General features: G+C 65.2%; 9 protein-coding genes. 4 read left to right on the forward strand and 5 right to left on the reverse strand.

Going from position 1 to position 13,683, the window contains the following annotated elements; translation table 11 throughout:
* Nucleotides 1–185: 185 nt before the first annotated feature.
* Together CKO28_RS16275 and CKO28_RS16280 are read left to right on the forward strand one after the other, a co-directional pair.
* On the forward strand, nt 186–1,178 hold the full coding sequence (locus CKO28_RS16275) for a hypothetical protein (protein ID WP_200341863.1): 993 nt from the start codon (nt 186–188) through the stop codon (nt 1,176–1,178).
* A gap of 284 nt (nt 1,179–1,462) precedes the next feature.
* The gene (locus CKO28_RS16280) at nt 1,463–2,524 is read left to right on the forward strand and encodes a tyrosine-type recombinase/integrase (protein WP_200341864.1); all 1,062 of its coding nucleotides are present in this window, start codon (nt 1,463–1,465) and stop codon (nt 2,522–2,524) included.
* A 338-nt stretch (nt 2,525–2,862) separates the two neighbouring features.
* Here CKO28_RS16280 and CKO28_RS16285 read toward each other — a convergent pair whose 3' ends face one another.
* Both CKO28_RS16285 and CKO28_RS16290 read right to left on the reverse strand, forming a co-directional pair.
* Nucleotides 2,863–3,330 (reverse strand): Ros/MucR family transcriptional regulator, encoded by a 468-nt coding sequence (locus CKO28_RS16285; protein ID WP_200341865.1) that lies wholly within the window; start codon nt 3,328–3,330, stop codon nt 2,863–2,865.
* Nucleotides 3,331–3,441: 111 nt separating this feature from the next.
* Nucleotides 3,442–3,834 (reverse strand): DUF4332 domain-containing protein, encoded by a 393-nt coding sequence (locus CKO28_RS16290; RefSeq protein ID WP_200341866.1) that lies wholly within the window; start codon nt 3,832–3,834, stop codon nt 3,442–3,444.
* A 225-nt stretch (nt 3,835–4,059) separates the two neighbouring features.
* On the opposite strand from CKO28_RS16290, the gene CKO28_RS16295 reads away from it, so the two are divergent.
* Both CKO28_RS16295 and CKO28_RS16300 read left to right on the forward strand, forming a co-directional pair.
* A complete protein-coding gene (locus tag CKO28_RS16295) occupies nt 4,060–4,473 on the forward strand; it encodes a hypothetical protein (protein ID WP_200341867.1) in 414 nt (137 codons plus the stop codon).
* Between the two features lie 1,193 nt (nt 4,474–5,666).
* Entirely contained in the window at nt 5,667–7,442 is a 1,776-nt protein-coding gene (locus CKO28_RS16300; protein ID WP_200341868.1) for a sensor histidine kinase, read from the forward strand.
* Nucleotides 7,443–7,688: 246 nt separating this feature from the next.
* Here CKO28_RS16300 and CKO28_RS16305 read toward each other — a convergent pair whose 3' ends face one another.
* From CKO28_RS16305 to CKO28_RS28475, 3 genes are all read right to left on the reverse strand, one after another.
* Complete coding sequence (locus CKO28_RS16305; protein WP_200341869.1) at nt 7,689–10,403, reverse strand: PAS domain-containing protein; 2,715 nt, start codon at nt 10,401–10,403, stop codon at nt 7,689–7,691.
* A gap of 499 nt (nt 10,404–10,902) precedes the next feature.
* Complete coding sequence (gene recD2 / locus CKO28_RS16310) at nt 10,903–13,110, reverse strand: SF1B family DNA helicase RecD2 (RefSeq protein WP_200341870.1); 2,208 nt, start codon at nt 13,108–13,110, stop codon at nt 10,903–10,905.
* Between the two features lie 27 nt (nt 13,111–13,137).
* Nucleotides 13,138–13,683 (reverse strand): YecA/YgfB family protein (locus CKO28_RS28475; RefSeq protein ID WP_242480604.1); only part of this gene is annotated, 546 nt, incomplete at its 5' end.

Raw genomic sequence — 13,683 nt, forward strand, 5'->3', positions numbered from 1 at the left:
TGCATGGTCGCCGTCAGCTGTCGACGGAACTCCGGACGCTGATGTCGGATTGGCCAGCGACAACGGCGGTCTGGCGACCTTTGACCTCGACAGCCAACCAGTCCGTGGCTACTGGGGCGGGGCTTCGTCTCCGCGGTTCTTGCCTGTATCCTTGAACACATATTCGCAAATTCAAGGTTGTGGCGATGACCGAGCACCCGAACGCGAACAACGAAGAGCTATGGCACGCGCTGACCGAGTTTCTGCGCGGCGCGCCAGACGAGGCCACGCGTAACGCGATCATGCGCGAGGGGCTCCGGGCCATGGTCATGGCAGAGATCGAACGGCCCACAGACTGGGATGCGGAACTGAAGCGGGCGCCGGTGATCTCTGAAGAGGCGAGACAGACGCTGATCTCACTCCTGCCGGAGGATTCGGGAAGCCTATGGCGCATGCAACGTCGGCTCGCGTTCAAGCGACTGGACAGAGAGCTGGAGAAGTGGCCGAAAGAGCGGCACGCCGAGCTGATCACAGAGTTCCGGGACCGGCTCAAGCGCCGCCGCAACGCGCTCGGAGAGGTCCAGCCGCATGGCGCGACCGAGGCGCAGGAGTGGATGACAGAAGCGATCCAGGAGGGCGTGAACAGCCCGGACCGCAACATCTCCATGGATGACATACTGGCGCATGTTAAGGCGCGCATCGCGTTCCGCGAGCTCGTCCAGGAAATCCTGGCGCAGCCGGATGCTGACAAGATCAACGCGATGCGCGGCGCGGCCGGTCAGATGCGGCGCGAGCGGCGACTGAACGAGAGCCTCGATGACGCGACGGCTGAGAGCCGTGAAGAAGAATGGCTGCGCAACAACCACGAGGCTATGGACGACGCAAACCGGCTCATTGATGAGCGCTTTCAGCGTACGCGCGAAGCACTCGACAGCGCCGACCGCGGCGAGTGCATCAGCCAAGCCGAGATGGAGATCGCGAACGCCGAAGCGCTGAACGAGGCCGATCACTCTGACCGGCCGCGCTGGGGACAAATCACGGCCGTGTACAACGGCGCAGCGGACGTCTGGGACGGCGCGCTCCGCTGGCCCATCGACACGAACCAAAGCGTCGCCAACCTCACTCTCGGCACGATCGTCTGGTTCCGGCCGGAGGGTGAGTTCGCCGTCGTCGAGCGGATCGATAAACCTGGCGTGTGAATCGGCATCCAGGCCATCGCTGCAACGTTCATATATATATCAACGGCATAGAACGCCGATCGACGCTTTCACCTCATGCGGATCAGCACGTGGATCCGTGACGCGCGCTGAGTGCCTATCATGTCGGCAATCTAGGGCAGTCCCGGCCAGACGCGCTTGTCCACCGTGCTCTCCCCCAAGTTGTCCACCGCAATTGGGGATAACACAGAACGCGATCCGAAATGTCCCTTTCGTATCACGTTCTGTCGTGATTCCCTGGGTGCAGGCCATCCTGGGAGCATCGTATGGACCCACAAACCGCGATACGAAAGAATTTGGAGGCTGTCCCCGTCCTCGCCGAGGAGGTTCCGGCCGACAGCCTGGCGCGCTGGCTGGAGGCCTACCTCGCCCTCGAGGCGACCACCGCGGCGAGTTCGAGGAAGGTGCAGCGGCGCGATCTGGACCGCTTCCTTGCCTTCATGCGTCTGGAAGAGAAGAGCGACGAACGCGCCCGGTGGACGCCGCGGCTGTCCGCGGCCTTCGTCGAGGCGCTGCGCAACGAGGTCGACCGGACCGGGCGCCGGCGCTACGCCGACCGCACGATCGCCCGGGTGCTCGCCCACCTGAAGACCTGGTCGAAGTGGATCCATAAGCATGCGCCCTTCCCGCTCGGCGACCCGATGCTCAAAATCAAAGTGTCGATGGGCGCGCCGCCCCTCGCCGTCGACCGGGCGCTGACGCCCTCCGAGCGCCGTCGCCTGCTCGACGCCGCGGATCTGCTGCCCAGCCAGGGTGGCCGCTCGCGCGACCGGCACCGTTACCGCGACGCCGCCGAGCGGCCGCAGCGCAGGGGCTATCGGCCCTGGCGTACGCGCGCGATCGTCTACCTGCTCGTCGAAACCGGCATGCGCCGGGCGGCGGCCGTTAACGCCGACCTCGAGGACGTGGACTCCACTCGCGCCCGGATCACCGTGCGCGAGAAGGGCGGCGCCCAACACACCTACAAGATCTCCCGGGAGGGCCTGCGCGCGGTGCAGGACTACGTCGCGCACGAACGGGCGGCGGATGCGGAAGTGTTGCAATCGCCGGCGCTGTTGCTGCCGGCGGCCGATAACGCCCGCAGTTCCGGCCGCCTGAGCCCCGTGGCCGTAAATCGAGCCTGGAACGAGGTCGCGCAGAAAGCCTACGTTGCCGGCAAGTCGCCGCATTCGGCCCGGCACGCCATGGGCCGGCACGTCGTCCAGAAGACCGGCAACGTCGCGGCCGTACAGCGGCAACTCGGCCACCGGAATGCAAGTTATGCGATGCAGTATATGCGCGTGAGCGAGGAGGAACTCGATGACGTCGTAAACGACCGGTCCGGCTGAAGTCCCGGGCGAGCCGGTTGCCGGCCGGGTCTCTTCACGACCGCGTTACGTGTGACCGCCGCCACACGCCCTGGGCCGGGGTCGATGGCATCTCCATGGACAGACGGCGGCGACGCGATCGCCGTCAGGAGCCCAGAAACGGAGGTGCCGTCATGCAGGATTGGACGCCCAGCTACCTCGAGGAAGCGTACTTCCGGGTCATCGGTCGGCGCTGAAACCTCGCCTCCCCTTGCCTCCCTGTCCGTCACGGTGGCCTGCCGGTCATTGCCCCGCCGGCAGTTCCGTGACCCTGGCCCCGACGCCCCGTCCCCTGGCGTCGGGGCCCTCTTTCGGGTGGTCTAGGTCTTCTTTCGGCCGCGGCCTCGGCCAGCCGACTTCTCACCCAGGCCGAGGTCCTTGGCCATCTGCGAGCGCTGCTCGCTGTAGCTCTTCGCCACGAGCTTGAAGTTCTTCGGCAGGTCCCAGCGGGCCTTATAGTCGCTCTCTTCCAGGCCGTGCTCGGTGCGCAGGTGGCGCTTCAGGGTCTTGTACGTCTTGCCGCACTCCAGGCAGACCACCTCGTTCTTGCGGACGCTGTTCTTCGGCCTGACCGGCGGCTCGTGCTGCGGGCTGGTCGACGCGGTCGCTGCTTCCGCGCCACCGTGGCCGCCTTGCAGCTGGGCGAATTTATCGTGGATCTGCTGCATCACCTGCGGCACCTGATCCGGCTGCATCTGATTGTTGTTGAGGTACGACTGAACAACCCCGGCGGTAAGCTCGATGAGGGTCGTATCCGGCAGGGTGTTGACGTCTGTCTGATCGGCCATGGGGCCAGTTTTCCTTGAACGACGGTGGGCGTTATTGTTGTCGTTCAGTGTTTAGCGAACCATGGCCCCGTCGTCGATGGTTTCGAACCGATCGGTGAACACGAACCGTCGTTACGAAGTGCGTTTCTTCGCTTCGGCGATCCATTCCCGCACGCGGTTTGATGTCACCGGTCGCCTGGCGATCTTCGCTGCAAGATCGTCCGGGTCGGCGGCCGCGAGATCCGCGAAGGTCGTCACGCCGAGCGCTTCGAGTTCGCGGGCGATCGCGGGGCCGATACCCCGGATCGCGGTCAAATCGTTTGCCTTGGCCGCTGTGGCAGACGGTTCGTTCGATCCTGACCGCTGGTGGGTGCCCGCGTCTACTTTGGCCGCTTCGGTGTCAGGCTTCGCCGGAGCCGATTTCTTCTGCGCGGGCGGAGCCGGTTTCGTCTCGTCCGGCTCGTCGCCGCCCGGCAACCACCAGAACATCCATCGCCGCCAGCACTTCAGCCACTGTTCGAACATGCCACACCTCCCGTCGTGCGTGGGATCGAGGGTATCAGACCAGCAAAGGTTGGGCCGATAAGCGGCCTGAATACCCGCCTTGCCCGGACGCCTGCGCGATCGCCGGACTCACGGGGACCGCCCGATCTGTAACACCCGCGTGAAGTGTGATGCGAGGCACATCTCTCCGTATCGCGATGCGCCATGGTCGATTCCAGGCGAACGACGCAACAGCGGGAGGTCATCATGACCCGCATCGACACGACCCGGACCCATCGCTCGATCGACACCGAAGGGCGCGCGTACCGCAGGGATCGCGCGGCCGAGGCCATCATTCTGGCCGCGGGCATCGTCTTTGGCGGCCTTCTGGTCAGCGCTGAGGACGCGTACGGGGCCGGCCCGAAAGGCCAGCAACTCGCCGCGGCGCCCACGACGAACATGTCGCAGCCGGCGGCAGCGCGCACCGGCGGCCTGGATCTGAGCCTGCCGAAGGCCGCGCCGGCTGCATCGGAAACCGCATCCACCCCAACCTACGATCGCAACGACGGTGCAGCCGTGACGCAGTTGGACGATCAGGCCAAGCTGCACGGGGCGTATCGCCTGGAGATCGACCTGTACGCCGACGACATGCGGCCGCGGGCGGGAACACCGCTGCGCTGAACACGGGGGTATTGTTCGATCCGATCAAGGTTGAGCCGCGCGCCAACCCCCTCTCGTCCCGACAGACCTTGCCCCCTCTTGTCTGTCCGCGCGTGCGGCTCGAAGGTCCCGGCGCTCTCCCCCGGCGCCGGGACCGTTTATATTGGGCTTGTGCGGAGGCCTCCTGCGCCATCGAAGCGATGGCTTTCATCACGCCAACCGGAGGCCTGCCGCTCCCCGGTCTCTTGCGCGTTGCACCTGCCTACCCATATCGCGGTCGTGTTGCCTCTCTCTTCCTGGCTCTCCAGGAGACGCAGCCACGGGAGCGCGACGCTTCAGTGGCTTAGCGCGAGCCCCGCCGGCGGCGTCGGCGGGGTCTTTTTTGTTGGGCATGCAGCATCACGTGGCGTCCGGTTGTGGAGAACAAAAGGTTGATATTGGTGCCGGGTGCGCCATTCTAATGCTTTGGATTTTGAACGCGCATTCAACAACGAAGCGAACGAAGGTTGATCGGCAATGTCTTTCCGCGGTCTCCAGCCCCCGAGGGAGATGTGGGCGGCCCTCCTGGATCAGGGCCGCGTCGACCAGAACCTGTGGGAAATGGCGTTACGGCAAATCCGCAAGCATGGATGCAAGGCCTGCCATCGTCGTTGTCACGCACCACGTAGTGGTGGTTCATTCGGCAGCGTCGTGCAGTCGACGCGCGACGCGCTCGGCCGCGACACGGCATGATCCGTTTTCAGGGCACGGCTGGCGACCGTTGATGCATGTCTCCGCGACCCGGTTGAAGATAAGACGCGCCGCCCCCGCGTGCCCTTCGTCGAACAGGCGTTCAGCCTCGACCAGCAGGTCCTCGCACGTGCATGGGGCCGTCCGCAGCATAAATCCAGCATAGCAATCATATCCGGGTGTGCAATTTCAGCGAAGGTCGCTAACGGCTCGTTTACGCGGGTCTGACACCTTAATATCGCTCGGTCTCCCGCCGAGTTTGTGTCCCCGTCCGGCGGCCTCGCTTTCCTCCCCTCAAGCGGGGCCGCCACGCTTTCTTCGATCCCTTTTTTCGACCGGACGACATCTGACAGCAGCCGATGTATTGAGTCAGCCCCATAGCTGGTCATGACCCGAAGCAGTCGAAAGCCCCCGACGATCACTACGTCCAAGCTTGACCGACGCATTTTACTGCGCGTTAGCAGTTTTTGTATCAAAATGCCGGTATGTCCACGCTGCTGCGCCGCTTCTCGATGTCGGCTAACGACCGCAGAACACCGGTTACCTCACTTGGTGTCGTAGCCGTGCTTGCTCTCGTCGGGCTTGTGTGTTTCGAGGCTGCCCAAAATTACCGAAATGCGTGGCAAGAAATGCAAACTCGTGCCGAAGAGGAAGCGCGGGTCCTTTCGGAATACGCCGAGCGTACGTTCCAGGCGGTCGACATGGTGCTGAAAGAAGTAGCGCGAAGCTATGAGGTGACCGCTTGGACAGACATTGCTGACAATCGGCGCATCTGGCACCATTTGCGGTCGCTTGCAGACGACCTCCCGCAACTGCGTTCAATCTGGATGGTGGATCAGAATGGGTATATGCGCCTGTACTCGGGGGCATGGCCGACACCACGAAATGATGCAATCGATCGGGAGTATTTCGCCGCGCACAAACCACCGTTTCCGGGGTGGTTGTATCTGTCCGAGCCGCTTCAAGGGAAATATACGGGCCGCTGGTTCGCACCGGTGAGCCGTGCGTTTATGGCTGGCGAGCATTCGTTCAGAGGCGTGGTGGCCGGGGCCGTGGAGCCCAGCTATTATCTCTCGGAACTCCGCAACAACAGCGTATGCGGCCGGTGTTCAATCTACATTACCCGCCAGGACGGCACCGTCCTGTTGGACGGGGATGCTGCGACAGGTGGGCCCGGGGCGAACGATGCACCTCGAAAGCGCTTGGCGGGCGTCGGCGGCCCAACCGAAGACGAGACCCTGTTAGGCGGCTTTCTCCCGAGCGCTTTGTGGGCTAGGGAGGAGAGTGAACGCTACGCTCTCGCCGTGGTCGTAACCGTCCCGACGCAAGCTGTCATCGCGCTGTGGTGGGCGCGAACGAACACGCTGCTGCTTGTTAGCGGCCTCGCCGGTGTGGCTCTGTGTTTCCTGCTTCTTCGAGCCCGCCGCTTCGATCAAGATTTGATCGAAGCGCGCGCCGTAGCGGAAGCCAAGCGCGAGGCGGAGGCTGAAGCGCGCCAGGAGGCTGCCGATGCCAACCGAGCGAAGTCCGATTTTCTGGCCATGATGAGCCACGAGCTTCGCACACCGCTCAACGCCATCTTGGGCTTTTCCGAAGTGATCGCTCAGCGGTCTTTCGGTGACGGCGCGATCACGAAATACGCCGGTTACGCTGACGATATTCATCGCAGCGGCCAGCATCTGCTTTCGCTCATCAACGACATCCTGGACCTCTCCAAGATCGAGGCTGGTCGCTACGACCTCAACATTGAGGCGTTCGACCTGTCGGATACCATCGGGCAGTGCCTGGATCTGGTCCGGTTCCGGGACGACAGGCCTAAAGTCCCAATCCGGTGCGAGTCCGAGGCCTGCCCGGTTCAAGCCGACCGGCGCGCGGTGAAGCAGATTTTGCTGAACCTCGTCGGCAACGCCGTGAAGTTCACCCTGGAAGGCGAGGTGCAGGTGCAAGCGCGCCGCCTCCGTGGCGCAGCTGAGATCACTGTGACCGACACCGGGGTTGGCATGGATCAGGACGACCTTCGTCGCGCGCTGCAGCCCTTCGGCCAGGTCGACTCGTCGCTGGCGCGCGAGCACCAAGGCACCGGTCTGGGGCTTCCGATCGTCGAGCGTCTCACTCGGCTCCACGGCGGTCGGTTTGAGATCGAAAGCGAGCCCGGTGAAGGGACGTGGGTGCGCGTGACCTTGCCGGATCGCGACCCGGATCATGCAGTCAAAGACAGCACTCCAATAAACGATCAATCCGAGGACCAACGCGCGGCGTGATACGGATTGTCGATGGATCGCGGTTCGGGTCAGCGTCTTGCGGCGATGAAACTGACACGGGACGTGGCATAAGCAGGACATGACCCGGACCGGTCAAATTCGGCATAGCGTAAACCCCGCGCTCATCGTCGATCCCATAATTTCTTGTCTTTCAATATCTCGCAGCACCGCTCTCCATCGTGCCCCCTTATTCAAGTCGACAAACCAAAGGCAACGGAATAATCGCCAGATTGCCCGCGACCAGGTTCAGGCTGCGGGAAGCGTTATCCTAGCTCGGGTGCCCGCCCCCGGTGTGCTGTAGAGGCACAAGTTGCCGCCCATGTCCTGGGCCAAGCGCCGGGCCAGGGCGAGGCCGACGCCGGCACCCGTTTTTCCAGACCCGGCCACGTATGCGTCTGCAGCCCCGCGGTAGAACGGCTCCATCACCCTCTTGAGGTGATCGGGATCTATCCCGGGACCTTGGTCAAAAACGTCAATGTGGACGCGTGTGTCGTCCGATACGACCTCGATGGCGATGGGTGAGCCGTCGCCGTACTTGAGGGCGTTGGAGAGCAGATTGACCAAGATTTGTTGCAGCGCCCGGGCATCCGCGCCGACCCGGATGCCAGTGGCAGCGTCGGTCCGGATGGCATCCCGGTCTGCACGCAGAACTGTAAGCGCCGCGTCAACTACTTCGTCCAGCAGGATGGCCTCTGCGGTTAGTGGCCGTCCGCCGGCCTCCAGCCGGGAGAGGTCGAGGACGTCCTCAAGCAGGTCGAGGAGGTACTGCCCGCTAGTGTGGATGTCGGTGATGTACTCGCCGTACTTGGGATTGCCGATCGGCCCCAAGATTTCTTTGCGCATCATCTCTGTATATCCGAGGATCGCGTTCAGCGGCGTGCGGAGCTCGTGGCTCATGTTTGCGAGGAAGTTCGACTTGGCGCGGTTCGCCTCCTGCGCGGCTTCCATCGCGGCCATCGTCTTGCGTTCGCGCGCCCGGAACTCGCTCAGGTCCTCGTGCATCTCGAAGATGCCGGTGAGGTCCCCCTCGGAGGTCAGGTCCGGCAGCAGGGTGACGCGCGTCTCCGCCGCCGGCCGGCCCTCCCGGGTCAGGTCGATCTCCGCGCTGCACGCCCCGTCGCGGTGCATGCGCTTGCACAGTGCTTCAATCCGCCGCCGGGCACGCGTCGGCAAGAGGTCCCATGTGACGCTGCCGACCAGATCCTGGGCGGGACGGCCGTAAAAGTCGGCGTAGGCGTCGTTGGCGTAGGTGATCCGGCCTTCGGGGTTCAGGTGGGCGACGCGCACGGGCAGACGTCCGGCGATCGCGCGCATCCGTCGGCTGTTGGCGGCACGCTCGGCGCGCGCCTGGTAGCGCAGAAGGAGATCGCTCACCAGGTTGGCCGCCTCGCTCATGTAGTCCTTTTCGGCCTGCGAGGGGCTGCGCGGCGTGCGGCTGTAGATCGCCATCGCGCCCAGAACTTTGCCGTCGTCGCCGGCGACGACCGGCTGCGACCAGCAGGCCCGCATGCCCGAAAGAGCGATCAGCTCCTGATAGGGGCGCCAGTTCGGGTGTCGGGTTATGTCTGCGGCGAAGACGGGTTCGCCGGTGGCGATCGCCGCACCGCAGCTGCCGACGCGCGGGCCGAAAGCGACCCCCTCGAGGGCCGCGCAGTACGCCGGATCCAGCCCCAGCGCGGCGGCGACCGTCATGGCGGTGCCGGTCGCATCCTTGAGCATCAGCGAGGCCGAGGTGCCCACGGCGCCCTGGGCGAGAATGTCGACCACCCGCTCCAAAGTCTCGGCGCGCGGGGTTTCCGCTGCCATCAGCTCGAGTGCGGCCATGCGTGCCTCAGCGAGCTTGCGCTGCATCCGCTGGGCGGTGATGTCGCGCTCGATGGCGATGAAGTGGGTGAGCGCCCCTTGATCGTCGAAAACCGGCTGCAGGTCGATCTCGATCCAATACGGGTGGCCGTCCCGGGTGTAGTTCAGGATCTCGGTGACCACGCCGCGCTGCTCGCGGATCGCCTGCGACAGGCGGTCGCGGGCCTGCGGGTCGGTGTCCGGACCCTGCAGCAGATCGCCCGGTTTTACCCCGATCGATTCGTCCAGGCTGTGGCCAGACAGCTGGCAAAAACCCGCGTTGACCCACTGGATGCGGCCGTCTGCGCCCGTGACCACGACGGCGTTGTCGGTGCGCTCGGCGACGAGCGCCATCAGTCGAGCGCGCCGATCGGCCGCCTCAGCACGGTTGCGGTGGTTTTCTCGGTCGGTGATGTCGAACGTCAGGCCCGTGATCTGCAAGAGCTTTCCGCCCGCCGTCCGGCGCGTCTGCCCCCGCACACAGACATGATGCCACGTGTCCGTTGCGTCCTTAACCGCAAGGGCCGCGTCCAGCTCATCGCTGAGGCCAAGCCGACAAGCGGCGATCTGGCGAAGGACCGTCCAGCGCGACCCCGCGTTCGCGCGTGCAAGGACAAGGTCGGGTGTGGTCCACTCGTCGAGACCAAGTGAGGCCGCTAAGGCCGGGTCGATTTCCAAGCGACGGGTGCAGGCCTGCCAGGTCCAGCTGTACCCTCCGAGCTCAGCGGCCGAGGTACGGAGATCGTCGAGGCGTTCCTGGGCCGTCTGCCGGTCGGTGATCTCACGAGTGACATCGATGTGCTGGACAAGGTAGCCGCCGATAGGGGCGGCGACTGGGCGGACACAAACGCGGAACCAGCGATGCAGCTCCGGGGCGTGGCAAGGGTAGACGTGTTGGAACAAGTCCTCCCGGCCGGCCATGACGCGCGTGATCCCGCCCGCGATGCGCGCGGCATGCGGATCGCCGTTCGCACTTGCCTCCACGCAGGTTGCGAGATAATCGGTGCCGAGGTGACCGTTGGGGTCGGTGCCGTCATTGGAGTCAGCGAACGCTCGCCAGGCTGCGTTGACGGCGATGATCCGGCCGTCGGCGTCGAGCAGCGCGGTAGAGCCGCTCATGGCGTCGATCAGGGCCTGCGCAGCCGGCTGGGTTGGGCCGGCTGCATGAGGATCTAGGGACGCTGGTGTGTGCCGCGTCTGCGATAACATATTCCTGCTGGAGGCCTTTCGCAGGCCGATATGTTTGGCGTGTTTGGTAACGCAGCTTTTTCGAGCTTGAGCGCTGTAGTGTCAATTTTTCATTAACGTGGATCCGAGAAAGCGTCATGCGTTGGAGCCTATGCCAACTTCTGCGATGGTTTGAGGTTTGGACCACGATCGGCGCGCAAAAAGCCTAGCTTAGAACCGATATGGCAGCTTGATAACAGGTGCAAATGCACGTGTGCCTCGCAGAGTGGCTGTCAAGTTATCTAAGGCCGGCTGCATATCGATCCTGAAGGCTTTCGACAGAACGACAATGTCAGCTCTTGGCCCGTCCCTGCCGACATCCGGTCGGCAGGGCGCGTCGGGAGCCCATCGGAAAGCGGCCGAAAAGCCGGACCGGTGCCGCCTCGGCTGATCAGCCGCGAACATCGCGGGGCCTCTGGTTCGTCTCTTCCAACCACCCCTTCAGCCGCGACCATCGCTTCCGCCCGCCCGTGCCTTTCACCGCGATCCCGATCGCGCGCTTCTGCCCGACGATCACCAGGAGCCGCTTCGCCCGCGTGATGCCGGTGTACAGCAGGTTCCGCTGCAGCATCGGGTAGTGCTGGGTCGTTACGGGGATCACCACAGCCGGGTACTCGGACCCCTGCGCCTTGTGGATCGTGGCCGCGTACGCCGGGACGAGGGCGTCCAGTTCGCCGAAGCCGTACACCACCGCCTTGCCCTCGAAGTCGGCCGTGAGTTCGGAGGTGTCGGTGTCCACGCCCGTCACGAAGCCAAGATCGCCGTTGTAGACCTCCTTGTCGTAGTCGTTCTCGATTTGCATGACCTTGTCGCCCGGGGCGAACTTCGAGCCGAAGCGCTCGACCGTCGGCGCGCTGTCAGGGTTCAGCGCCGCTTGCAGATCTACGTTCAGGGACCGCGCCCCCAGCCCGCCGCGGTTCATCGGGCACAGCACCTGGACGTCGCGCACCGGATCCAACCCGAAGCGCCGCGGGATGCGGGTCTTCACGACCTCGACGATGCGCGCGGCGGCTGTCTCCGGATCGTCGGCGGGCACGAAGTAGAAGTCGCTGTCACCGTCCGGCGGCCGCAGGTCCGGCACCTGGCCGGCGTTGACGCGGTGGGCGGCGGTGACGATCCGGCTCTGGGCGGCCTGGCGGAACACTTCCGTCAGACGCACCACCGGCACGGCTTCGGAGGCGATCAGGTCCGCCAGCACCTGGCCGGGCCCGACGGAGGGGAGCTGGTCGACGTCCCCCACCAGGACCAACGCCGCCTCATCCGGGATCGCCTTCACGAGCGCGTACATCAGCCGGACGTCGACCATGGACGTCTCGTCCAGGATGACCGCGTCGGCGGCGAGCGGCCGCTCCTCGTCGCGCTTGAAACCGCCGGTCTTGGGATCGGTTTCCAGCAGCCGGTGGATGGTCTGGGCGGCCATCCCAGTCGTCTCGCTCATCCGCTTGGCCGCCCGGCCGGTGGGCGCGCACAGCTTCAGGTTCGTGCCCTTCGCGGCCAGGATCCGCAGAACGCTGTTCAGCACGGTGGTCTTGCCCACGCCCGGGCCGCCGGTGATCACGGTCACTTTGTTGGCCACGACCGTCCGCACGGCCTCCTTCTGGCCGTCGGCGAGGCTCACCCCCGCTTGGCGCTCCGCCCAGGCGATCGCCTTCGGGGTGTCGATCGATGGCCAGGGCAGCGACCCCAACATGATCGCTCGCAGGCGTTCCGCGATACCCCGCTCGGCGCGGTACAGCCCCGCCAGGAAGATGCAATCCGTCGCGTCGACGGTGTCCGCGACGATGTTGCCTTCCGCGAGCTCGTCGCTCAGCGCGCTCTCGATCAGCTCCGCGGGCACCTCGAGGAGGCGCTCGGCGAGGGGGATGAGGTCCGCCCGCGGGAGACCGCAGTGGCCTTCGTCCATGGCCTCGCCCAGGGCGTAGGAGATGCCCGCGCGCACGCGGATCATCGCGGTCTTCTCGATGCCCAGCTTCTCCGCGATCTGATCCGCCGTGACGAAGCCGATGCCCCGGATGTCGCGCGCGAGCCGGTACGGGTTCTCCGACATGACCTGAACGGCGTCGGCGCCGTAGGTCTTGTAGATCCGCACGGCCCGGGCCGTGCCGACGCCGTGGGTGTGCAGGAACAGCATGATCTCCCGCACGACCTTCTGCTCGGCCCAGGCCTCGGTGATCCGCTGGGCACGGACCGGGCCGATGCCGTCCACCTCGCGCAGGCGCTCCGGCGTCTTCTCGATGACGTCGAACACGTTCTCGCCGAACGTGTCGGCGAGCTTGCGGCCGTAGACCGGTCCGATGCCCCGGATCATGCCGGAGGCGAGATAACGACGGATGCCATCGAGCGAGGTCGGCGCGGCCGCTTTCAGGTAGCGCGCCCGGAACTGCAGGCCGTGGGTGCGGTCGTTGACCCAGGTGCCGGTCGCGTTGATCCACTCGCCGGCGGAGATCGCCGCGGCGTGGCCGACGATCGTGATCAGGTCGCGGTGGCCGCGGGCCTTCACGCGCAGGACGCAGAAGCCGTTGTCCGGGTTGTGGAAGGTCACCCGCTCCACCGAGCCGGCGAGGACCTCCTGGTCCTGGGTGGCCTGGTCCGGCGCCACGGCCGCGTTATCCCGCGTCCGGCCGGGTCATCCGGCCCCGCAGCAGCGCTTGGCCTTGCGGCCCGAGCCGCACGGACAGGGTTCGTTGCGGCCGACCTTGCGGCGGCGTGAAGGTGCCGGCGGTGCCATCGACTGGGACTCGGACGGCTCGCGCAGTTCCCAGAACGCGTAAATCCCCTGGATCAGATCCGGCATGACCGTCGCGAGATAAGAGTCCAGTTCGTCCGCCGGGACGTCGTCGACCGTCATCACGGGGTCGCCGTTCGCGTCGGCCATGTACGCGAACATCGGTGCCACCAGCTGATGAGCGGTCTCATGCTCAAGGAGCGGCACCCACGCATCCTCGCGCAGACTGAGTGCTTTTAGAAAGCCCATCGCCCAACCGCGCACACTGGGCTCGCCGTCGGGGCCTCGGTCGAAGTGAAACGTCGGAGGCTGTTCTCGCGCCAGGCGAACGAACTGGTTGATCTCGTTCAAGCGGGCCATGACGGCGGCGAGCACCCATTGGCCCTGCTGCTCGGACTCGAACGGGGCGTCGCCCCAGATCATCGGCATCCATTCGCTCGGATTGAT

The sequence above is a fragment of the Rhodovibrio sodomensis genome (genome assembly GCF_016583645.1).
GTDB lineage: Bacteria > Pseudomonadota > Alphaproteobacteria > Kiloniellales > Rhodovibrionaceae > Rhodovibrio > Rhodovibrio sodomensis.

Bases quoted from the DNA above. Each gene is read 5' to 3' on its own strand.
- CKO28_RS16275 (WP_200341863.1), top strand. From the start codon at position 186: ATGACCGAGCACCCGAACGCGAACAACGAAGAGCTATGGCACGCGCTG.
- CKO28_RS16280 (WP_200341864.1), top strand. From the start codon at position 1,463: ATGGACCCACAAACCGCGATACGAAAGAATTTGGAGGCTGTCCCCGTC.
- CKO28_RS16285 (WP_200341865.1), bottom strand. From the start codon at position 3,330: ATGGCCGATCAGACAGACGTCAACACCCTGCCGGATACGACCCTCATC.
- CKO28_RS16290 (WP_200341866.1), bottom strand. From the start codon at position 3,834: ATGTTCGAACAGTGGCTGAAGTGCTGGCGGCGATGGATGTTCTGGTGG.
- CKO28_RS16295 (WP_200341867.1), top strand. From the start codon at position 4,060: ATGACCCGCATCGACACGACCCGGACCCATCGCTCGATCGACACCGAA.
- CKO28_RS16300 (WP_200341868.1), top strand. From the start codon at position 5,667: ATGTCCACGCTGCTGCGCCGCTTCTCGATGTCGGCTAACGACCGCAGA.
- CKO28_RS16305 (WP_200341869.1), bottom strand. From the start codon at position 10,403: ATGAGCGGCTCTACCGCGCTGCTCGACGCCGACGGCCGGATCATCGCC.